Here is a 22,501-nt window from a genome sequence, read left to right on the forward strand (position 1 = left end):
GTCGATCGGGCTGCGGCGCGACGCCGGGGTCAGCGACCCGTGCCGGCGTAGACGACGGCTTCCTGGTCGGCATCGAGCCCGAACGCGGCGTGCACGACGCGCATCGCCTCGTTCAGGGTGTCGGCGCGGGTCACGACCGAGATGCGGATCTCGGAGGTCGAGATCATCTCGATGTTGATGGACGCCTCGTGCAACGCGCGGAAGAGCGCGGCCGAGACGCCGGCGTTGGTCCGCATGCCGGCACCGACGAGCGCGAGCTTGCCGATCTGGTCGTCGTACTGGATGCCCTCGTACCCGATGTCGGCCTTGGCGACCTCGAGCGCGGTCAGCACGCCCTGCCCCTGGTCCTTCGGCAGCGTGAACGAGATGTCCGTGCGGCCGGTGACGGCCTCGGACACGTTCTGCACGATCATGTCGATGTTCGCGCCCGCGCGGGCGACGATCGTGAAGATCTCGGCGGCCTTGCCCGGGGTGTCCGGCACACCGACGACGGTGATCTTGCCCTCCGAGAGGTCTCCGGCGATCCCGGTGATGATCGGTTCTTCCACGGTTTCCCCCTCTGCAGGGTTGTAGACGATGGTTCCCTCGGCGTTGCTGAAGGACGAGCGGACGTGCAGGGTGACGCCGTGCCGACGGGCGTACTCGACGGCACGGATGTAGAGGACCTTGGCACCGGACGCGGCGAGCTCGAGCATCTCCTCGCTCGTGATCCGGTCCACCTTCCGGGCCTTCGGGACCACGCGCGGGTCGGCCGTGAAGATGCCGTCGACGTCGGTGTAGATCTCGCACACGTCGGCGTCGAGCGCCGCGGCCAGGGCCACCGCGGTGGTGTCCGAGCCGCCACGGCCGAGCGTCGTGATCTCACCCGTGGTGCGGTTGAAGCCCTGGAAGCCGGCGACGATCGCGACGTGACCGGCGTCGAGTGCTTCGCGGACCCGCTTCGGGGTGACGTCGACGATCCGGGCCTTGCCGTGCTGCGCGTCGGTGAGCATGCCGGCCTGGCTGCCCGTGTAGGACGACGCCTCGACGCCGAGGCTCTTGATCGCCATCGCGAGCAGCGCCATCGAGATGCGCTCCCCCGCGGTCAGGAGCATGTCGAGCTCACGACCGGCCGGGATCGGGGTGACGGAGTGCGCGAGGTCGACGAGTTCGTCGGTCGTGTCGCCCATCGCCGACACCGCGACGACGACGTCGTTGCCCGCCTTCTTCGTCTGGACGATCCGCTTCGCCACGCGCTTGATGCTCTCGGCGTCCGCCACGGACGAACCACCGAACTTCTGCACGATCAGGGCCACTGGTTGGTACTCCCGGGGACGAGGATCCGCGACTGTGACGCGGTTCGACAATGGTAGTGCGTGTTCCGCGGATGTTGCGTCGGAGCCCAGCCGGACGCAACGATCCTGCGTGGGCCGGCGTGGTCGGCGTGCGTCAGCCGCCGACGACGCGACGGCCCTCGAACGCGCGGCCGAGGGTGACCTCGTCGGCGTACTCGAGGTCGCCGCCCACCGGCAGGCCCGAGGCGAGCCGCGTGGTGCGGATCCCCATCGGGACGAGCAGGCGGCTCAGGTACGTGGCCGTCGCCTCGCCCTCGAGGTTCGGGTCGGTGGCGATGATGACCTCGTCGACGGTGCCGTCGGCCAGGCGGGTCATGAGCTGCTGGATGCGGAGGTCGTCGGGCCCCACGCCGTCGATCGGGCTGATCGCACCGCCGAGCACGTGGTACAGCCCGCGGAACTCACGGGTCCGTTCGATGGCCGCGACGTCCTTGGCTTCCTCGACGACGCAGATGGTCGCCGGGTTCCGCCGCGGATCGCGACAGATGCTGCAGCGCTCGGACTCCGTGACGTTGCCGCACACCTCGCAGAATCGGACCTTCTCCTTGACGTCAGCGAGGAGCTCCGCGAGCCGGCTCGGGTCGAAGGACTCGGTCTGCAGGATGTGGAAGGCGATCCGCTGCGCTGACTTCGGGCCGATGCCCGGGAGCCGGCCGAACTCGTCGATCAGGTCCTGGACGATCCCGTCGTACATCAGGCGCCTTCCTCGTGCAGGGCGGTCTCCTCGATGAACTGCGCACCGAGGATCTCGCGGACGACTGCCTCACCGTAGCGGCCGGACACGGGTGTGCGGCGGACCTGGGGCGGAGCGGCCGGTGGGGTCCGGCGTGCAGCCGGGGCGGCGGACGGCGTCGACGCGGGGGCTGCCCCGGACCGGGCAGGCGCGGGTCCACCGGCTCCACCGCGGGAGCCGCCGACGCCCGGGTCGGGGTACGGCGCCCCGTCGTCGTAGGGGTCGTCGTCGAGCGGGTAGTCGTCGACCGGGACGTCGGGGCCCGTGCCCGGTGCGGTGGGTGCTGACGCTGCGGTCGGGGCCGTGCCGTTGCCGGCCGGTACGGCCGTCGACTGCTCGTCGCCCGCGCCCGCTGAGGTGGCCGGGGTCGTGGCCACGGGGGCGTCCGCAGTCGCGGAGCCGGAGGCCTGTGGCCGCTCGGAGTCGGGCGTTGCGGCCCCTGCGGCCGCTGCGGGGCGGCCCGCCTGCTGCCCGCCGAGCGAGGACGCCGGGCGCAGCTGCGCCGCGAGGGCGGCGTCGACGGCGGGGTCGGACACCGTCCGGACGGGGGCGACCGGTTCACCGGTGTCCGTCGTGCCGAACGGCGCGGACCAGCTCGGTTCGACGTGCTCCGGGACGGCACCCGAGGTCGGGTCGGTGGCAGGGATGGCGGCGACGACCCAGTCGGTGACGGGTCCCGAGGGAGCCGGGGTCGAGGAGGCAGCCTGGGTCGAGGAGGCAGGCGGGGTCGCTGACGGCGCCGGCGCCGAGCCGGACGGCTCGGGGGTCCCGGCGCTCCGGTCGGGCTGCGGCTGCGGCTGCGGCGACGGACGGGACTGCTCGGCCTGCCGGGACTGCCTGGCCGGACCGGACTGCCCGGCCGGACCGGACTGCCCGGCCGGACCGGACTGCCCGGCCGCACCGGACTGCCCGGCCGGACCGGACTGCCCGGCCGGACGGGACTGCTCAGTCTGCCGGGACTGCTCGGCCGGACGGGACTGCCCGGCCTGCTGGGACTCCTGCGTCGGCGCCTGCTGCTGCGTCGATGGCCGCTGTCCGGTCGTGGGCTGCTGCGCACCCGGCTGCGACTGCTCCGGTCGCTGCGACTGCGCGCCCTGCTGCCGGTCCTGCTGGCCGCCCGCCCCCTGCGGACCCGCACCCTGCTGGCCCGCAGCCTGCCGACCCGCGCCCTGCGGGGCAGATCCCTGCGGCGCAGATCCCTGCGGCGCCGGTGCCTGCGGCGGTCGCCCGGCAGGCGGCTGTCCCTGCTGGCCGGGGCCCTTGGCGACGAACTTCACACGGAGCCCGAGCACGTCGAGGATCGCCGACCGCAGCAGTTCACTCACGCTCGTCGACGGGTCGCTCATCTCCTTGAAGGAGGCGACGTCCTGCTGGCTCGGGAACGTGAGGGTGAGCACGTCCTCGCGGAGGGCGGTCACCTGTGCGGTGACGACCACCGACCAGGCCGAGCGCTTCGCGTGCTGGACGTGCTCGACGACCTGCGGCCAGGCGTCACGCAGCTGCTGGAACCCGACTGCGGCGACCGGACGGACGACGGGCTCGTCGCCCACCGCGGTGCCCTGGCCGGTCGACGACGGGCTGACCTCGCCGGACGGTTCGTCACGACCGGGGCCCTGCGTGCCGGCACCGGGGGCGGCGGTCCGATCCCCGTCGTCCGCCTGACCGGCACCGGCCGCCGTGCGAGCGGATCCAGCGGGACGGTCGTCGGTCGACCCGTGCGTGGTGGGCGCAGCCTGGTTCGGCGCAGCCTGGTCCGGCGCTGCCTGGTCCGGCGCTGCCTGGCTCGGTGCGCCCTGACTCGGCGTCCCCTGGTCCGCCGTGCCGGGGGTGACCGCTGCCCAGGAGGCGGCGGCATCGCGCGCTGCAGCCCCGGGGTCGGCCACACCGGCTCCGCCGGACGCCCGACCCCGGTCGGCCCGCTGCGCCGCCGGCGCTGCGGCGGACGGAGCGGCGGCACGAGCACCGCCGGCTGCCGGTGCACCCGACGACTGCGCGCCTGCGGCGGGAGCGGACTGCACGGCGGTCGCGGGAGCGGAGTGCGGCACCGCGCCGGTCCCCCGACCGGCGTCCGACGCCGGACGCGACCGGGCCCCGGCATCGGGAGCCGCGCCTCCGGCCTGGTGCTCGGCGGGCTCGCCGACGCCCACCCGTCGCTCGAGCCGCTCGACCCGCGCGAGCGCGCCGCGCTGGGTGTCGTCGGCCTCGGGCACGAGCATCCGCGCCGTCATGAGCTCGAGGTGCAACCGCGGCGAGGTCGCACCGGTCATGTCCGTGAGGGCGCGGTTCGCGATGTCCGCCGACCGGGACAGTGCCGTGGCGCCGAACACGCCGGCCTGGCGGGTCATGGTGTCGAGTTCCTCGGGCGAGACCCCGCGCAGGACCGCTGCCGCGCTCTCGTTCGTCGCGGCGACGACGATGAGGTCGCGCAGGCGCTCGAGCAGGTCCTCGACGAAGCGCCGCGGGTCCTGCCCCGTCTGCACGACCCGGTCGATCGCGGCGAACGCGGAGGCCGGGTCGGCGACGGCGAGGGCGTCGACGACGTCGTCGAGGAGGGCCGCGTCGGTGTAGCCGAGGAGCGCGACCGCGCGCTCGTAGGCGATCGCGCCGTCTTCGCTGCCGGCCATCAGCTGGTCGAGCAGGGAGAGGGTGTCGCGGACCGATCCACCACCGGCGCGGACGACGAGGGGCAGCACCCCAGGCGCGACGGAGACGGACTCGGTCGCGCAGAGCTGCTCGACGTACTCAAGCATGGTGGCCGGCGGGACGAGTCGGAACGGGTAGTGGTGGGTGCGGGACCGGATCGTGCCGATGACCTTCTCGGGCTCGGTCGTCGCGAAGATGAACTTGACGTGCTCCGGCGGTTCCTCGACGAGCTTGAGCAGCGCGTTGAAGCCCTGCGGCGTCACCATGTGCGCCTCGTCGAGGATGAAGATCTTGTAGCGGTCCCGCGCCGGCGCGAACACGGCTCGGTCCCGGAGGTCGCGTGCGTCGTCGACGCCGTTGTGGCTCGCGGCGTCGATCTCGATGACGTCGAGCGACCCGCTCCCACCGCGGGCGAGCTCGACGCAGCTCGGGCACACACCGCACGGGGTGTCCGTCGGACCCTCGGCACAGTTCAGGCACCGGGCGAGGATGCGGGCCGAGGTCGTCTTGCCGCAGCCGCGCGGACCGCTGAAGAGGTACGCGTGGTTCACGCGGTTCGTCCGGAGCGCGGTGCGCAGCGGGTCGGTGACCTGCGACTGCCCGATCAGCTCGGCGAAGTTCTCGGGCCGGTAACGGCGATACAGGGCGGTGACCACGCGACAAGGGTAGCCGGGACGGCCGACACCTCGACGCCGGATCCGACGGGCTGTGGACGGGCCCCGGGAACGAAGAAGACTCCTCACGCACCCGCCAGAGCCCGGTTACCCTTGCTGCGTTTCCGCCCTGGGGGAGTTGGCCTGGATGGCGTCACGTGAGGAGCCTCCGGAAGTCTACCGGACGTCACGGGCAGTATCGAACGCATGAAGATCGCCATCGCCGGAGGACACGGCCAGATCGCCCTGCTCCTCGCTCGACTCATCACCGATGCCGGCCACGACGCACTCGCGATCGTCCGCAACCCGGCGCACGTCGCCGACGTCGAACGACAGGGGGCGACCGCACTGGTGGCCGACCTCGAACAGCTCGACGACGACGAGCTGGCGATCCGCCTGCGCGGTGTGGACGCCGTCGTGTTCGCCGCCGGCGCCGGCCCGGACAGCGGGGCGGAGCGCAAGGAGACCGTCGACCGCGACGCCGCGGTCCTGCTCGCGGACGCCGCCGAGCGGCGGGGCATCGACCGCTACGTGATGATCTCCGCGATGGCGGCGGACTCGTACGACCCGGAACGGGCGGTCGTGCCGGCCCGCTCCGAGGACGACGTCTTCCAGGTCTACCTGCGCGCGAAGTCCGAGGCCGACGCGGACCTCCGGGCGCGCAACCTGCGGTGGACGATCGTCCGGCCCGGCGCCCTGCTCGACACGCCGCCGCAGGGCACGGTGGCCGTCGGGACGACGGTGCCGCGCGGCTCGATCCCCCGCGCCGACGTCGCGGCGGTCGTGTTGCACGCGCTCCTCGACGACACCGCGGTGGGCGTGCAGTTCGAGGTCACGAGCGGAGACACGCCGATCGAGGCAGCCCTGCGGGCGATCAGCTGACCCCGTCGACGGGAGCCGCGCACCCGAGTGCGGGCGTGCGGCTCCCGTCACCGCCGCGTCAGAGCGCGACCGCCGCCGACTGCCGTGCGATCTCGAGCTCCTCGTTCGTCGGGATCACGAGCACCGCGACTCGTGACGCGTCCGTCGAGATCCGGCGTGCTTCCCGCGACGCCAGCTCGTTGCGGTCCGGGTCGACCTCGATGCCGAGGTGCTCGAGCCCGGCCAGCACCCGTCGACGCAGCAGGGCGTTGTTCTCGCCGACGCCGGCCGTGAAGACGACCGCGTCGAGGCCGCCGAGCTGGGCCGTGTACGCCCCGACGTAGCGCCGGATGCGGTGCCGGTAGACGGCGAGCGCCGCCTCGGCCGTCTCGTCCCCCCGCGAGGCGGCGTCCTGCACGTCGCGCATGTCCCCGTTGCCGGTGAGGCCGAGGAGCCCGGACTGCTTGTTGAGCATCGTGTCGAGCTCGTCGAAGTCGAGCCCGGCCTCGCGGTGCAGGTGCAGCAGGACGGCCGGGTCGAGGTCGCCGGAACGGGTCCCCATCACGAGGCCCTCGAGCGGCGTCAGCCCCATCGAGGTCTCGATGGACCGGCCACCGTCGATCGCGGCGGCGGACGCACCGTTGCCGAGGTGCAGGACGATGGTCTTGAGCGCGGACAGCGGCCGGTCCAGGAACGCGGCCGCCTGCTCGGAGACGTACTTGTGGCTCGTCCCGTGCATGCCGTAGCGGCGGATCTGGTACCGCTCGGCGAGGTCGGCGGGGATCGCGTACGTGTAGGCGTGCGGCGGCATGGTCTGGTGGAACGCGGTGTCGAACACGGCGACGTGCGGCACGTCGGAGAACACCTGCTTCGCGGCCCGGATGCCCTCGAGGTTCGCCGGGTTGTGCAGTGGGGCGAGGCTGTTCAGCGCCTCGATCTGTCCCTCGACCTCGTCCGTCACGACCGTGGCACGGTCGAACGTCGTGCCGCCGTGGACGACGCGGTGACCGACCACGGCGGGCGGGTGCTCGTCGAAGGACGGGCCGACCTTGGCGAACGCGTCGATCATGGCCTGGAAGCCGGCCGCGTGGTCGGGGACGTCGGCGCTGTCGTTCGAGGTCGACTCCCCCGTCAGCGCGTTGGTGTGCTTCCAGGCACCGGAGGACTCCCCGATGCGCTCGACAAGTCCGGAGGCGAGCGTGCGCTCGTCCTCGAGCTCGATGAGCTGGTACTTGAACGAACTCGAGCCGGAGTTGACGACGAGGGCTGCGGTCACGGCGTGGTGCCTTCCTGGGTCGGACGGGTGGTGGTCGCGGTCCGGGGTCGCGTCGCGTCCGCGACGGGGTGCCCGGCCTGGAGGAACGGTGCCGGTCGGTCGGTCACGCCGCGTCGGTCGCGGTGCCGGCCTGGATGGCCGTGATCGCGACGGTGTTGACGATGTCGCTGACGAGCGCCCCGCGGGACAGGTCGTTGATCGGCTTGCGGAGGCCCTGGAGGACCGGGCCGATCGCGACCGCGCCGGCCGAGCGCTGCACCGCCTTGTACGTGTTGTTGCCGGTGTTGAGGTCCGGGAAGACGAACACGGTTGCGCGGCCCGCGACGGGCGAGTCCGGCATCTTGGTCGCGGCGACGGTGGGGTCGGCGGCGGCGTCGTACTGGATCGGCCCCTCGACCAGCAGGTCCGGGCGACGCTCACGCACGAACGCGGTCCCGGCGCGCACCTTGTCGACGTCGGCGCCGGAGCCGCTGTCGCCGGTCGAGTAGCTGAGCATCGCCACCCGGGCGTCGATGCCGAACTGGGCGGCCGTCTCGGCGGACGAGATCGCGATGTCGGCGAGCTGCTCGCTGGTGGGGTCGGGGATCACGGCGCAGTCGCCGTAGACGAGCACGCGGTCGGCGAGGGCCATGAGGAACACGCTCGACACGATCGAGGTGTCCGGTCGGGTCTTGATGATCTCGAACGACGGCCGGATCGTGTGCGCCGTGGTGTGGCGCGCACCGGAGACCATGCCGTCGGCGAGGCCGAGCTGCACCATGAGCGTGCCGAAGTACGAGACGTCGGTCACGGTGTCCCGCGCGAGCTCGATCGACATCCCCTTGTGGGCGCGGAGCCGCGTGTACTCCTCGGCGAAGCGCTCGCGCAGCTCCGGGTCGAACGGGCTGACGACGTGCGCCTCGTCGAGGTCGAGTCCGAGCTCGGTCGCGCGGGCCCGCACGGCCGTCGGCTCGCCGAGGATCGTCAGCTCGCACACCTGCCGCTGCAGCAGCGTCGAGGCGGCCCGCAGGATGCGGTCGTCGTCGCCCTCGGGCAGCACGATGTGCTTGCCGTACCCGCGCGCCCGGTCGAGCAGCCCGTGCTCGAACATCAGCGGCGTCACGACGCCGGACGGGGTGAGCTGCAGCCGATCCCGCAGGGCGTCCGCGTCGACGTGCTGCTCGAAGAGCGCGAGCGCGAGGTCGGCCTTCCGCGGGGAGTCCGCCGCGAGCCTCCCCCGGGTGTGCGTGATCCGCAGCGCCGTGTCGTAGGTGCCGAGCTCGTTGCGCGCGATCGGCAGCGGGCTGGACAGGCCGTCGAGCAGCCGGGTGATCTGCGGCGACGTCTCGAACCCGCCGTTCAGGATGACGCCGGCCAGGCTCGGGAAGGTCTCGGACTGGTTCGCGAGCACCGTGGCGAGCAGCACGTCGCTGCGGTCGCCCGGCACGACGACGATGCCGCCGTCGATGAGCCGCGGCAGCACGTTCTCCATGCTCATGCCGGCGACGACCGTGCCGAGCGCCTCGCGGTCGAGCAGGGCGTCGTCGCCGCGGACGAGCGTGGCGTCGGTGGCCTGCAGCAACGCCCGCACGGTCGGGGCGACGAGGACGCGGTCCTCGGGGATCGCCCACACCGGGGTGTCCGGGTGGTGGTCGTGGACGGCGCGCTCGACGCTGTGCACGATCGGCTCGAGGGCGTCGGGGTCCGCGCGGTTCACGACGACGCCGAGCAGCTGGGCGTGCTCCGCCCGCAGTTCGCTCGTCGTCACGTCGGCGACCTGCGCCATCGCCTCGGGGGTACGGGCACCGCGCTCGGACGTGTCGCGGCCGCCGAGCACGAGCAGGACCGGCGCGCCGAGGTTCGCGGCGACCTTGGCGTTGAACGAGAGCTCGGTCGGGCTGCCCACGTCGGTGTAGTCGGAGCCGAGGACCACGACCGCGTCGCACCGACGCTCGACCTGGGCGAACCGGGTCAGGATCGTGGCGACCGCGGCGTCCGGGTCGGCGTGCACGTCGTCGTAGGTGACGCCGACGGCCTCGTCGTAGGTGAGCCCGACGGCACTGTGCTGCAGCAGCAGTTCGAGCACGTAGTCGGGCTCGACGACCGACCGGGCGACCGGTCGGAACACGCCGACGCGGCCGACGGACCGGGCGAGGGTCTCGAGGACACCGAGGGCAACGGTGCTCTTGCCGGTGTGCCCCTCTGCGGACGTGATGAAGATGCGGGTCGACACGTCCCCAGGCTAGCCCGGTGCCCGCCGGGCGCTCTGGGAGCCGGAGGGACTGTGGAGGGACGTGGTCGTCCACACCCCCGAAGACCTGTACCATGGGGTGTCGTCGCGAGACGGCGCCAGGAGAATTCGCCTAGTGGCCTATGGCGCACGCTTGGAAAGCGTGTTGGGTGCAAGCCCTCGGGGGTTCGAATCCCCCATTCTCCGCCAGCACGACGAAGGGCACCCGGCAACGGGTGTCCTTCGTCGTTCCCGGGAGTCCGTCCGCGTCCCGCATGCCCCTCCTCCACCACCGACACGCCCCCGTGTCCCCCGCGTGCAGGACAGCCGTGCCCCCCGCCAGCCATGAGCTGGCCGGTAGACGCGCACCGGGGTGGAACGCGCTGTCCTCCTGGCCCGGGACGCCCTAGGGTGTGATCGACGGACGGCCCCGGGACGGGTCGGACACGGTGCATCTCGGGCGGCAGGGGCGTCGCCCGCGGGGAGCGTACGACGCTGCCCGCGCACCCGAGCACGAGGAGAGCACGTGGGGGACGCGACGGTACCGGTGACGGGACGCCTCCGTGCGCCCACCTTCGACGTGCTGCTCCGGCCCCGCCGGTCGCTCGTCCGCTCGACGGTCCTCAGCATCGTCTTCTCGGCCGTCCCCCTGGCCGTCGCGCTCGTCTGGGTGTCGCTGCCGGTGCGGTGGTGGGCACTCGTGGCGACGCTCGTGGTGGTCCTCGCGCTCGTCGTGGGCGTCCTGTTCGTGCGGCTCCGCTCGGCGTTCCTCGGCATCGCTGCCGACGCGGTCGTGCTGAACGGCGTCGTCTCGGCCAACCGGCGGATCGCCCGCGACCGCGTCGACCACGTCGTCGTCGCCTCGACCCACGGGTCGACGCCGGACCGCACGGTGCGTGAGCTGCTCGCGTTCGACGTCGCGGGACGGCACCTGTTCCGGATGCGCGGCGACGTCTGGGGCGACGCCGCGCTCGACCGCGTCGTCGACGAGCTCGACGTCCGGGTCGATCGGGAACCACGCGTCGTCCCGCCGGCCGAGATCGCGCGCCGCTGGCCGACGAGTCGCGCGTGGTACGAGCGCCGCTCCGGCATCCTCGTCGCCGCGCTCGCGGCCGTGCTCCTCGTCGTCGGGCTCCTCGCCGTCGAGATGGTCCGCCTGCTCGCAGCCTGACGCGCCGCCCAGCCCTCGGCCCCGCACGCTGCGACCGCCGAGCACACCGCCGAGCACGCCGCGACCGTCCGGCAGAACGTGACCGCCGGGCGCACCGCGGACCACCGGAACCGGCCGGACGGGCCCGTCAGCGCCGCCGACGCAGGGTCGCGAACACCCCGCGGACGACCTCCTTCGCGATCGACCGCCCGAGCGACGACCCGAGCAGGTCCGACAGCGGGTCCTCGGCACGTCGCGTGGTCGACGTCCGGCTCGTGCTCCGGCTCGACCGCCGGGACCGGGCGGTGCGCTCCGCCTGCTCGAACTCGCGCTGCGCCCGCTCGTACTCCTGCTGGGCGGCACGCCGTTCGCGTTCCTCGGTCCGCTGCCGCGCCGCGGCCTCCTTCGCGGCCGCGGCGGCCGCTCGGGCGGCCTCACGCTCGGCCTCGGCCTGTGCGGTCGCGGCGGCCTCCGCCGCCTCGGCGGCGGCGGTCTGCGCCGCCGCGGCCTCGAGGCGACGCGCCAGGACCTCGCGGGCCGAGTCGGGGTCGACGCTGGTGCCGTACGTGGCGAGCAGCGGGGACGCGGCGACCCGCGCCTCCAGGTCGGCTGCCGGCAACGGCGCCATCGAGCCCTGCGGGGCGCGGAGCCGGGTCCAGGCGACCGGTGTCGGCGCGCCGCGCTCGTCCATGACGGTGACGATCGCCTCGCCGGTCGCGAGCGAGGTGAGCACCTCGCCGAGGTCGTAGTCGCTCGTCGGGTACGTCGACACCGTCGCCCGCAGGGCCTTCGCGTCGTCGGGGGTGTGTGCCCGGAGCTGGTGCTGGATCCGCGACCCGAGCTGCGCGAGCACGTCGTTCGGCACGTCCTTCGGGGTCTGCGTCACGAAGACGATGCCGACGCCCTTCGACCGGATGAGCCGCACCGTCCGGATGATCTGGTCGGTGAAGTCCTTCGAGGCGCCCGCGAACAGCAGGTGTGCCTCGTCGAAGAAGAACACGAGCTTCGGGGCGTCGAGGTCCCCCACCTCGGGCAGCTCGTTGAACAGGTCGGCGAGCAGCCACATCAGGAAGGTCGAGAAGACCGCGGGCTGGTCCTGCACGCCCGGCACCTCGAGCAGGCTGACGATCCCCCGGCCGTCGGTCGCGGTGCGGAGGAACACCTGGGTGTCGATCTCGGGCTCGCCGAAGAACGCGTCGGCGCCCTGGTCGGCGAACGTGACGAGCTCGCGGAGGATCACGCCCGCGGTCTGCTTCGACAGGCCGCCGAGGGCCGCCAGCTCCGGCTTGCCCTCGTCGCTCACCAGGAACGTCAGCACGCTCCGGAGGTCGGCGAGGTCGACGAGCGCCAGACCGGCCTGCTCGGCGTAGTGGAAGACGAGGCCGAGCGACGACTCCTGGGTCTCGTTCAGGCCGAGGACCTTCGACAGCAGCAGTGGACCGAACCCGGAGACCGTCGCCCGGACCGGCACGCCCGTGCCCTTCCCACCGAGGGCGTAGAACTCGGCCTGGCTCGCGACGCCCTGCCACTGCTGTCCGATGCCGGCGGTGCGGGCGAGGAGCTTGTCGCTCGGCTCGCCGGCCGTGGCGAGACCGGACAGGTCGCCCTTCACGTCGGCCGCGAAGACCGGGACACCGTGCGCTGCGATCTGCTCGGCGAGCACCTGCAGCGTGCGGGTCTTGCCGGTGCCGGTCGCCCCGGCGACCAGGCCGTGTCGGTTCAGCATGCCGAGCGGGATCCGCACCTGGACCTCGGGCATCGCCTCGCCGTTGACGAGCGCGCCGAGTTCGAGGGCACTGCCGGTCACGGTGTACCCGACACGGATCCGTGCGACCGCGTCCGGGCCGAGGGGGCCGGGCGAGGGCACCGTGCTCGGTGCGGTGGGTGTGCTCGTGTCGGCCGGAGTGCTCGGCGCGGCAGGTGCGGACGACCGGTCGGGAGGCACGGTGCCGGTCGTCGACGCGGCCTGCGTCGCCGAGTCGGTCGCGTCGAGCGCGGTGGTCGCGACGGGCGCGTTGGTCGCGACGGGCGCGGTGGTCGCGTCGCCCCCGGTGGTCGCGTCGGGCGCGGTCGTGCCGTCGCGCTCGGTCGTCGCTCCCGCGGGTGCTCCGGCCGCCTGCTCCAGCGCTGCCGCGAGCTCCTCGGCGCGCCGGGCTGCTTCGTCGGCGAGCCGGCGGGCCTCCTCCGCTGCCGCCCGTGCCTCGGCCGCAGCCGCTCGTGCCTGCTCCACCGCGTCGCTCATGTCCGCAGCCTACGGACGCAGGAGGCGCTCGGTCCGGGCCCCTGGCGAAGATCGACGCGGAACGACTCCGCGGTCGTCGGACGACAGCGGACCTGTCGCACCATGCGACGTCAGTGCGAGAGCGCCGGGACCGTCCTCGGCCGCACGACGACCCACAGCACCAGGATCGCGACCGCCGCGGTGCACGCCATCACGGCGGCCATCGGGGTCGCCGCGGTGATGCCGAGCCACCCGACGATCGGCGAGACCAGCCCGGCGACGCCGAAGTTCAGGGCGCCGAGGAGCGACGCGGCGGTCCCGGCCTCCTTGCCGTGCGCCGCGAGGCCGATCACCTGCACGAGCGGGAACGAGAACCCGCACGCGGCGATGAAGAACCACAGCGGGACGAGCACGCCGACCAGGCCCGCGCCGAGCTGGTCGAGCACGACGATGGCGGTGGCGGACAGGAACAGCGTCGCGGTCGAGCACGCCAGGATCCACTGGGGGCCGACGCGCTGCGCCAAGCGCGAGGAGACCTGCACCCCGACGACCACGCCGACGGAGTTCACGGCGAACAGCAGGCCGTACTGCTGGGCGTTGAGCCCGTAGACGGTCTGGAACAGGAACGGCGACGAGCTGAGGTACGAGAACAGCCCGCTGAAGACCATCGCCCCGATGAGGGCGACCCCGACGAAGATCCGGTCGGACAGCAGCGCCCGGTACCGCTGGCCGATGGTCGAGTGCCCGGACTCGTGGCGGCGTGCCGGCGGGAGCGTCTCGACGATGAGCAGCACCGAGGCGATCACGACCGCGGCGCCGTAGCAGGCGAGGAAGACGAAGACCCCGCGCCAGCTGACGAACTGCAGCATCTGCGAGCCGATGAGCGGGGCGAGGATCGGCGCGAGGCCGTTCACCATCGCGAGGCGCGAGAGCATCCGGACGAGGGGCTTGCCGCCGAACAGGTCGCGGACCGTGGCCATCGCGACGACACCGCCGGCCGAGGCGCCCATGCCCTGCAGCACGCGGAACAGCGCGAGCACCTCGACGTTCGGCGCGCACGCGGCCCCGATCGAGGCGCCGACGTGCACGGTCGTCGCGATGATGAGCGGCAGGCGGCGCCCGACCTTGTCGCTCCAGGGCCCGACGAGCAGCTGCCCGAACGCGAACCCGAGCGTCGTGGCGGTCAGGGTGAGCTGCACCGCCCCCTCGGAGATCCCGAACTCGCGCTCGAGCGACGGGAACGCCGGCAGGTACAGGTCGATGGTGAACGGGCCGAGCGCGGTGAGCGCCCCGAGCACGAAGACGTAGACGAGGCGCTGCCGCCGGGTGAGCGAGTCACCGGGGTGCAGCACGACGCGGAGCGAACCGGTGGTGGCGGGCGCGGTCACGGGAGGGCGGTCCTTCGACAGGAGAGAGACTGGTGAGGAGGCCGGCGTCATCGGACCGGGCCGAGGCACGAACGGATCGGTGCGCGGACCGGGTCGGATCGAATCGATTCGGCCGTGGAACCATCCTACGGGCTGCGTGCGCGCTCACGGAACACCTGTCGGCGACCGGAACGGCCGGACCGCGTTCCGTGACCCGTCCGTGACCGGTCCCGCGGCCCCCGGTGCGGTAGCGTCGGACTGCCCGGCCCGCGCGGCCGACGCACACCGACGAGAGGGGGGACGACGGTGGTCGATGCCCGTGTCCTGCACACCACGGCGGCGCTGCGTGCGGCGATCCTCCGCCTCGCCGCCGACCGACCCGTCTCGACCATCACGGTCGCCGACGTCACCCGCGCCGCCGGCATCAACCGCGCGACGTTCTACTCGCACGCGGTGTCGCCCGGGTCGCTGCTCGCCGACGTCCTGACCCCCGAGCTCGACCGCATCCGCGAGGACGACGTCGCGGCCCGCCGTGCCGCGACCGACCGGGGCGCCGGGCCCGACGAGCTCGCGGCGATCACCCGACGGGGCATCGACGCGGTCGTCGAGCACGTCGTCTCGCACCGGGACATCTACGCCAAGGGCCTGCCCGACTCCGCCGACGCCTCGCTGCACCGGCTGCTCGTCGAGCACTTCACGGTGTCGAGCGTGCAGCACATCCAGGAGCTCCCGACCGCGGACCGACCCGCGCTGCTCGACGACGTCGCCGCGGGTTTCGTGGCCCAGGGCTTCGTCGGCGCGATCGAGGTCTGGCTCGGCGGCCCCCGACGGTCCCGCCGCTCGCTGGTCGACACGATCACGCGGTCGTTCCCGGCCTGGTGGCACTGACCGGACGACGCAGCCGGGCCGTCCGGACCCGTCCCCCACCCGAGAACGCCCGGGCCCTTCAGTCGCCCGACGCGGGCCGTTGCCCCCGCTGCAGCGTCCGCACGACGTCGGTCGCGGTGCGTGCCACGACGTCCGGGTCGTCGTCGGCCGGCACCCGGTGGTCGGCGGACACCCCGTCGCCGCCGGTCCCGCTCGCGGGCAGCGCCTGCCCGAGGGAGACCACGACGACACCGGCGTCGTGCGCGGTCTGCACCACCCCGGTCAGCGCGGACGCGTCGACGGGTTCGACGAGGAGCGCCTTCGCTCCCCCGCGCACGAGGTCCGCCACGGCCCGCTGCTGTGCACCGGGGCCGTCGTCGGCGGGCGCGACCCGGACGTCCGGACGGAACCCCGCGTCGGACAGGCGCCGGTCCAGGTCGGTGCCCAGTGCCTCCCGGCCGGCGGGCAGCACCACGCCGACGACGGCGTGCTGGTCGAAGCCGCCGTCCGAGCTCGTCAGGTCGGTGCTCCGGACGGGCGTCGGTGCGGCGGCCGTCGGCCCCTGGCAGCCGCCGAGCGCGAGTGCCGTGCCCGCGGCGACCACCACCACGACGGCCCGCGCCGCGACGGACACGCGGCCCGGACGCCCCGGTCGGGTCAGACTGACGCTGCGCACGGTGGTCCTCCGCTCGGTCGGTCTGCCACGTTACCCGCCGGCCGCGGCGGACACCGTGCCCCCGGTCGCCGTCGTCGACGGGACGGCCGGCACCGGTCCGAGCCGCCGGACCGCCACCGTCGCGACGAGCGCGATGCCGGTCATCGCGACGAAGACGAGCGGGAACGACCACGCTCCGTCCGCCCCGCCGGCCCCGACGAAGAGCAGTCCGGTGACGGCGAGGCCGACCACGCTGCCCGACGCGTCGGCGATCGTGAGGGCCGAGCTCGCGAACCCGTCGTCGCCCTCGCCCGAGAACCGCAGCGTCAGCATCGAGGCCCGCGGGTAGATGCCGCCCATGCCCGCTCCCCCGACGAACCACCCGACGACGAGCACCCACCACGGCAGGTCGAGCGTCGCCACGGCGAGCGCCGTGAGCAGGCTGACGAGCACCAGCACGAGACCACCGCCGAAGGTCCGTGCCGCGGTGAGCCGCCGCTCGCCGAGCCGTCCGTGCAGCCAGCTCGCCGCGGCCCAGCTCAGGGCCGCGACCGTCAGCGCGAGCCCCGCGGCGGATGCGGACAGGCCGTGCCGGGCCTGGAGCAGGTACGGGACGTACGCCTCGCTGCCGAAGAACGCGGCAGCGACGAGCCCGCGGACGAGCACCACCGACGACAGCCCGGGCGCTGCGCGGAACGTGCCCGCGGGGAGCAACGGGCGGAGCGCCGCCCAGGTGCCGACGAGGCCGACGACCACCGCGACGATCCGCGCCCAGGAGCCGAGGTCGGCGGCGACGTTGAGGAGCAGGATCGCGGCCGCGGCTCCGATCGACCACCCGATCCGGACGCGCTGCCACGGCGGCCGGACCGCGTCGGCGGGCGGCCGGAGCCGACGGAGCGTCGGCACGAGCAGCGCGAAGGACACCACGGCGACGCCGAGGGCGCCGGCGAACACCCGGTGCCAGTCCCACACGTCGGTGACGATCCCGGCGAGCGCCGGACCGACGAGCGCGGGCACGACCCACGCGGCCGCGAAGCCCGCGAACACCGGACCGTGCAGCTCGGCCGGGAAGATCCGCGCGACGAGGACGTACAGCACGACGTCGATCGCGCCCGCGCCGAACCCCTCGACCAGGCGTCCGGCGAGGAACACCTCCATGGTCGGGGCGAGCATCACGACCGCGGTCCCGAGCGCGAACAGCGCCGCAGAGACCCACGCGACGACCCGGCCGCCCGCACGGTCCGTCCAGTTGCCCGCGAGCACCATTCCCGGCACCCCGGCGGCGAGCGGGGCGGCGAACGCGAGCGCGTAGAGCGTCTCACCGTCGAGGTCGCGGCTGATCTCGGGCATCACGGTGGTCATCGCGAGGTTCTGGAACGCGGCCACCCCGACGATCGCGACCATGCCGACGGTCGCGAGCGCGTAGCGCCCGCTCAGGATGCCGGTCCGCCCCGTCGCCTCGTCGCCCACCCGCGTCACGCTACCGTCGGGCACCCACCGGCGCGACCGGCGGACGCGACCGGGGACCGGACGGGAGGCCCGTGGCGGCGCCGCCACGGGCCTCCCGTCCGGTCCGTCCCCACCTGCGCGACGCGGGCCGGCCGACGGGGCGGGTGTGCGTGCGGCTCGTCAGCGCGACAGCGCCTGCAGGACGTCGGCGACCAGGTCGCCGGCGTCCTCGATGCCCACCGACAGGCGGACGACGTTCTCCGGGACCGCGAGCTCCGTGCCCTTGACCGACGCGTGCGTCATCTCGCTCGGGTACCCGATGAGCGACTCGACGCCGCCGAGGGACTCCGCGAGCGTGAAGACCTCCGTCGACTCGACGAACCGCTTCGCGGCCTCCGGTCCGCCGTCGAGCGCGACCGAGAGCATGCCGCCGAAGCCGCGCATCTGCTTCGCGGCGACCTCGTGGCCCGGGTGGTCGGGCAGGCCCGGGTAGAAGACGCGCTCGACGCCCGGGGCGGAGACCAGCGCCTCGGCGACCGCCTGCGCGTTCGACGAGTGCCGCTCCATCCGGACCGGCAGGGTCTTGATGCCGCGGGTGGTGAGGAACGCGTCGAAGGGCGAGGCGATCGCGCCCGCGCCGAACTGCAGGAAACCGACCTGCGCGGCGAGCTCCTCGTCGCGGAGCACCACGGCGCCGCCGACGACGTCGGAGTGGCCGCCGAGGTACTTCGTCGTCGAGTACGACACCGCGTCCGCGCCGAGGGCGAGCGGCTGCTGCAGGTACGGCGAGGCGAAGGTGTTGTCCACCACGACGAGCGCGCCGGCCGCGTGCCCGATCTCGGACAGCAGGGCGATGTCGGCGATCTTCATGAGCGGGTTCGTCGGCGTCTCGACCCAGAGGACGGTCTTCGCCGGTGCGCCCTCGAGCGCGGCGCGGACCCGGTCGACGTCGCCGGTGTCGACCACCACGAGCTCGACACCCCACGGCACGTGCAGCCGGTTCACCAGGCGGTGCGTCCCGCCGTACACGTCGTTGCCCATCACGACCCGGGCGCCGGGCTCCAGGTAGGCGCGGAGCAGGGCGTCCTCGGCGGCGAGTCCGGACGCGAACGAGTACGCCGCGACACCGCCGTCGAGGTCGGCGAGCAGCGTCTGCAGGGCGTCGCGGGTGGGGTTGCCGCCGCGGGAGTACTCGTAGCCGTTGCGCATGTTCCCCACGCCGTCCTGCACGTAGGTGCTCGTGACGTGGATCGGCGGGATCACCGCGCCCGTGGTGGGGTCGGGCGTCTGGCCGGCGTGGACGGCGCGGGTGCTGAACTCGGTCATGCGTGCTGGTTCCTCGGGGTCGTGCGTGCTGGTCTGGCGGCGGGCTGGTCGCGGGTCGCGCCCGGGCGCTGCCCGGTGGTCGCGCCCGGTTCCCGGTCGCGGGTCGTGGTCGCGGGTCACTCGGACAGGGAGGTCAGGAGGTCGTGGCGGGTGAGCACCGTGACGGGCTTGCCGTCGTCGACCACGAGCAGGGCGTCGACGGTCTCGAGCGCCCGCCGCGCGGCCGCGAGCGACTCGCCGACGCCGATCAGCGGGAGCGGGTCGCCGACGAAGCCGCTCACCGCGTCCGTCATCGCCGCCGCGCCCGTGAAGACCTGCTCGAGCAGGTCCTTCTCGGCGACCGCCCCGACCACCTCGCCGATCACGACCGGCGGCTCGGCCGCGAGCACCGGCATCTGCGAGACGCCGTACGTGGACATGATCTCGACGACGTCGCGGACCGTGTCGGACGGGTGCGCGTGCACGAGGTCCGGCAACCGGCCGTCCTTGCCCGCGACGACGGAGCCGACCGTGCGCGCGTCGTCGGTCTCGGCGAAGCCGTACGAGCGCATCCAGCGGTCGTTGAAGATCTTGCCGAGGTAGCCGCGGCCACCGTCCGGCAGCAGCACGACCACGACGTCGTCCTCGGTCAGGTCACGGGCGGCGCGGAGGGCGGCGACGACGGCCATGCCGCTCGAACCGCCGACCAACAGGCCCTCCTCGCGCGCCAGGCGGCGGGTCATCGCGAACGACTCGGCGTCGGTGACGGCGATGATCTCGTCCGGGATCCCGGCGTCGTAGGCGGCCGGCCAGAAGTCCTCGCCGACGCCCTCGACCAGGTACGGACGGCCGGTGCCGCCGGAGTAGACGGAGCCCTCCGGGTCGGCTCCGACGATCCGCACGCGCCCCTCGGACGCCTCCTTGAGGAACCGCCCGGTGCCCGAGATCGTCCCGCCCGTGCCGACGCCCGCGACGAAGTGCGTGATCCGCCCCTCGGTGTCGCGCCAGATCTCCGGCCCGGTGGTCTCGTAGTGGCTGCGCGGCCCGTTCGGGTTGGCGTACTGGTTCGGCTTGTACGCACCCGGGATCTCGCGCACCAGGCGGTCGGACACCGAGTAGTAGGACTCCGGGTGGTCGGGCGCGACCGCGGTCGGCGTGACGACGATCTCGGCGCCGTAGGCCGTGAGGACGTTGCGCTTGTCCTCGCCGACCTTGTCCGGCAGCACGAACACGCACCGGTACCCGCGCTGCTGGGCGACGAGGGCGAGGCCGACGCCCGTGTTGCCCGACGTCGGCTCGACGATCGTGCCGCCCGGACGGAGCTCGCCCGAGGCCTCGGCCGCGTCGAGGATCCGCGTGGCGATGCGGTCCTTCGACGAGCCGCCCGGGTTGAGGTACTCGACCTTGACCAGGACGGTGGCGCGGAGGCCCTCGGTGACGCGGTTCAGCCGGACGAGCGGGGTGTCGCCGACCAGGTCGACGACGGAGTCTGCGTAGCGCACGCGGCGAGTCTAGGTGGCGGGGGTGCGGCACGGCTGGGACGTTGCGCCCCGCGTCGTCCGGGCGGCGTCGGGACGCGCTGGGCGGCGCTCCGCGTCGTCCGCGCGGCTTCCGGGTGGGACCGTGGGCGCGCGCGACGGACCGTGGGAGCGCGGGCCGGACCGTCCCACCGGCCGTGGAGGCGCGGCGCGGTCCCGGCGGGTGACGCCGGCCGTGGAGGCGCGGCGCGGTCCCGGAAGGTGACGCCGGGCCCGGAGGCGCGGCGCGGTCCCGGCAGGTGACGCCGGGCCTGGAGGCGCGTGCGCTGGGTCCGGACGGACGGTGCGGAGCCGCGCCGCGCCTCCCGACCGGGACGGCCCCCGTGCGGACGTCAGCCGCGACGGTCGGCCGTCACCGGCGCGGCCTGCTGGCGGTACAGGGCCGCGTACGTGCCGTCGCGGCCGAGGAGTTCGTCGTGCGACCCCTGCTCCACGATCTGCCCGTGGTCGAGCACGAAGATGACGTCGGCGTCGCGGACGGTCGACAGCCGGTGTGCGATCGAGATGGTGGTCCGTCCGGCCGCCGCCGTGTCGAGGGCCGTCTGCACCACGTACTCGGAGATGGAGTCGAGCGCACTGGTGGCCTCGTCGAGCACGAGCACCGGCGGGTCCTTGAGCAGCACGCGCGCGATCGCGATCCGCTGCTTCTCGCCGCCGGACAGTCGGTAGCCCCGCTCCCCGACGACGGTGTCGTACCCGTCCGGGAACGACGCGATCGTCTCGTGGATGTTCGCCGCCCGTGCCGCGCGTTCGAGCTCGGCGTCGGTGGCGTCCGGCTTCGCGTACCGCAGGTTGTCGCCGATCGTCGCGTGGAACAGGTAGGTCTCCTGGCTCACGATGCCGACGTGCCGCATCAGGTCCTCGTGCTGCAGCGCGCGGACGTCGGTGCCGGCGAACCGGACCGTGCCCGACGACGCCTCGTACAGCCGCGGGACGAGGTACGAGATGGTGGTCTTGCCCGCCCCGGAGGGTCCGACGAAGGCCGCGAACTGCCCGGGCTGCAACTCGAACGAGACCCCGCGGAGCGTGGGCTTGTCGGGCTCGCCGTCCGGGTAGGCGAACGTGACGTCGTCGAACGCGACGTGCCCGACCCGCGTGGTGTCGACCTGCTGCGCGTCCGGGGCGTCCGTGATCGCGGGCTTCAGGTCGAGGTACTCGAAGATCCGGGCGAACAGCGCACCCGAGGTCTGCAGGTCGAGCACGACCCGGAGGAGCCCGACCGTCGGGAACAGGAGCCGCGACTGCACGGTGGTGAAGGCGACGATCGTGCCCGCGGTGATCGGGACGTCGCCGATGATGAGCCACGCGGCCACGAGGTAGATGATCGCGGGGATGATCGACAGGAAGATCGACACGATGGCGAAGAACCACTGCCCGGACATCTGCTGCCGGACCTGCAGCCGGATCTGGTTGCGGTTCTCGTCCTCGTAGCGCTGCGTCTCGCTGCGCTGCTGGTTGAAGCTCTTGGCGAGCAGGATGCCGGAGACGCTCAGGGCCTCCTGCGTGATCGCCGTCATGTCGGACAGCGACTCCTGGGTCTGCGCCGCGATCCGCGCCCGCACCTGGCCGACCCGCCGCTGCGCGATCACGAGCAGCGGGAGCAGGACGACGGCGACGACGGTCATCTGCCAGCTCAGCAGCAGCATCGCGACGACCGCGGCGATCACCGTCACGGTATTGCCGAGCACGGACGAGATCGTGTTGTTGAGCACGCTCGCGACGCCGCCGACGTCGTTCTGCAGCCGCGACTGGATGACGCCCGTCTTCGTGCGGGTGAAGAACGCGAGCTCCATGCGCTGCAGGTGCCCGAACAGGCGCATCCGCATCGACCCCATCACCTGGTTGCCGACCGTCGCGGTCAGGTAGGTCTGCCAGATGCCGATGCCGGCGCTCGCGATCCAGAGGAAGACCATCGCGCCGACGAGCTCGAGCAGCACCGGGACGTCGGGGCGGCCGCCCGGCGGGAACAGTCCGCGGTCGAAGGCCTGCCGGGTCAGCAGCGGCGGCACGACCGAGACCGCGGCGCCGACGAGCACGAGCACCACGGTGAGGACGATCGCGCGACGGTGCGGCCCGAACAGCCCGGCGATCCGGCGCAGCAGGTGCGGGATCCGGGGCGCCTCGGCGTTCGCGGCCTTCTGCGCGGCGGTGTCGCCGCTCGAGATCCGGCCGACCCCGCGCGGACCGCCGCCCCCGCGTGCTCCGTGCCCCATGCTCATGGGGCAAACCTATCCCCGCCC

15 protein-coding genes, 1 tRNA gene and 1 other RNA gene are annotated in these 22,501 nt (G+C 73.5%); 4 read left to right on the forward strand and 13 right to left on the reverse strand.

The features are described 5' to 3' along the window. Window positions 1–29 precede the first annotated feature (29 nt). From QOL16_RS11455 to ffs, 4 genes are all read right to left on the reverse strand, one after another. Window positions 30–1,295 carry an aspartate kinase gene (locus tag QOL16_RS11455; RefSeq protein WP_065960315.1) on the reverse strand — a complete coding sequence of 422 codons (1,266 nt, stop codon included), beginning with the start codon at window positions 1,293–1,295 and terminating at the stop codon, window positions 30–32. A gap of 133 nt (window positions 1,296–1,428) precedes the next feature. Then, complete coding sequence (recR, locus tag QOL16_RS11460; RefSeq protein ID WP_065960312.1) at window positions 1,429–2,028, reverse strand: recombination mediator RecR; 600 nt, start codon at window positions 2,026–2,028, stop codon at window positions 1,429–1,431. Next, the gene (locus QOL16_RS11465; RefSeq protein ID WP_305410865.1) at window positions 2,028–5,366 is read right to left on the reverse strand and encodes a DNA polymerase III subunit gamma and tau; all 3,339 of its coding nucleotides are present in this window, start codon (window positions 5,364–5,366) and stop codon (window positions 2,028–2,030) included. Before QOL16_RS11465 ends, recR begins: the two co-directional genes overlap by 1 nt. Window positions 5,367–5,437: 71 nt before the next feature. Further along, an RNA gene (ffs, locus tag QOL16_RS11470) (signal recognition particle sRNA small type) lies at window positions 5,438–5,534 on the reverse strand. A gap of 36 nt (window positions 5,535–5,570) precedes the next feature. Here ffs and QOL16_RS11475 point away from each other — a divergent pair. Continuing rightward, complete coding sequence (locus QOL16_RS11475) at window positions 5,571–6,245, forward strand: SDR family oxidoreductase (RefSeq protein WP_071284676.1); 675 nt, start codon at window positions 5,571–5,573, stop codon at window positions 6,243–6,245. Between the two features lie 58 nt (window positions 6,246–6,303). Here the strand turns inward: QOL16_RS11475 and QOL16_RS11480 are convergent, their stop codons facing one another. Further along, entirely contained in the window at window positions 6,304–7,500 is a 1,197-nt protein-coding gene (locus QOL16_RS11480) for an acetate/propionate family kinase (RefSeq protein WP_071284677.1), read from the reverse strand. Between the two features lie 103 nt (window positions 7,501–7,603). Beyond that, complete coding sequence (gene pta, locus QOL16_RS11485; protein WP_071284678.1) at window positions 7,604–9,712, reverse strand: phosphate acetyltransferase; 2,109 nt, start codon at window positions 9,710–9,712, stop codon at window positions 7,604–7,606. Between the two features lie 119 nt (window positions 9,713–9,831). Here pta and QOL16_RS11490 point away from each other — a divergent pair. After that, window positions 9,832–9,919 (forward strand) — tRNA-Ser (locus tag QOL16_RS11490). 316 nt (window positions 9,920–10,235) lie between these two features. Beyond that, window positions 10,236–10,880, forward strand: a complete 645-nt coding sequence (locus QOL16_RS11495) for a hypothetical protein (RefSeq protein ID WP_139266404.1) — start codon at window positions 10,236–10,238, stop codon at window positions 10,878–10,880. A 127-nt stretch (window positions 10,881–11,007) separates the two neighbouring features. Here QOL16_RS11495 and QOL16_RS11500 read toward each other — a convergent pair whose 3' ends face one another. Continuing rightward, a complete protein-coding gene (locus QOL16_RS11500; protein WP_071284680.1) occupies window positions 11,008–13,101 on the reverse strand; it encodes a helicase HerA-like domain-containing protein in 2,094 nt (697 codons plus the stop codon). 110 nt (window positions 13,102–13,211) lie between these two features. Next, window positions 13,212–14,468, reverse strand: a complete 1,257-nt coding sequence (locus QOL16_RS11505) for a multidrug effflux MFS transporter (RefSeq protein ID WP_253181550.1) — start codon at window positions 14,466–14,468, stop codon at window positions 13,212–13,214. Window positions 14,469–14,753: 285 nt separating this feature from the next. Here QOL16_RS11505 and QOL16_RS11510 point away from each other — a divergent pair, with 285 nt between their 5' ends. Next, on the forward strand, window positions 14,754–15,335 hold the full coding sequence (locus tag QOL16_RS11510) for a TetR/AcrR family transcriptional regulator (protein ID WP_065960297.1): 582 nt from the start codon (window positions 14,754–14,756) through the stop codon (window positions 15,333–15,335). A gap of 58 nt (window positions 15,336–15,393) precedes the next feature. Here the strand turns inward: QOL16_RS11510 and QOL16_RS11515 are convergent, their stop codons facing one another. The 5 genes from QOL16_RS11515 to QOL16_RS11535 form a co-directional block, all read right to left on the reverse strand. Further along, on the reverse strand, window positions 15,394–15,990 hold the full coding sequence (locus tag QOL16_RS11515) for a substrate-binding domain-containing protein (RefSeq protein ID WP_083394061.1): 597 nt from the start codon (window positions 15,988–15,990) through the stop codon (window positions 15,394–15,396). Window positions 15,991–16,020: 30 nt separating this feature from the next. Next, the gene (locus tag QOL16_RS11520; RefSeq protein ID WP_071284681.1) at window positions 16,021–17,439 is read right to left on the reverse strand and encodes an MFS transporter; all 1,419 of its coding nucleotides are present in this window, start codon (window positions 17,437–17,439) and stop codon (window positions 16,021–16,023) included. A gap of 159 nt (window positions 17,440–17,598) precedes the next feature. Beyond that, window positions 17,599–18,744, reverse strand: coding sequence for a cystathionine gamma-synthase (locus tag QOL16_RS11525; RefSeq protein WP_071248510.1), 1,146 nt, complete (start codon window positions 18,742–18,744; stop codon window positions 17,599–17,601). A 116-nt stretch (window positions 18,745–18,860) separates the two neighbouring features. Then, a complete protein-coding gene (locus QOL16_RS11530) occupies window positions 18,861–20,225 on the reverse strand; it encodes a cystathionine beta-synthase (protein ID WP_065960289.1) in 1,365 nt (454 codons plus the stop codon). A gap of 368 nt (window positions 20,226–20,593) precedes the next feature. Then, on the reverse strand, window positions 20,594–22,474 hold the full coding sequence (locus QOL16_RS11535) for an ABC transporter ATP-binding protein (RefSeq protein ID WP_083395033.1): 1,881 nt from the start codon (window positions 22,472–22,474) through the stop codon (window positions 20,594–20,596). Window positions 22,475–22,501 lie beyond the last annotated feature (27 nt).

This window comes from Curtobacterium sp. MCBA15_004 (assembly GCF_001865055.2).
In the GTDB taxonomy this organism is placed as follows: Bacteria; Actinomycetota; Actinomycetes; order Actinomycetales; family Microbacteriaceae; genus Curtobacterium.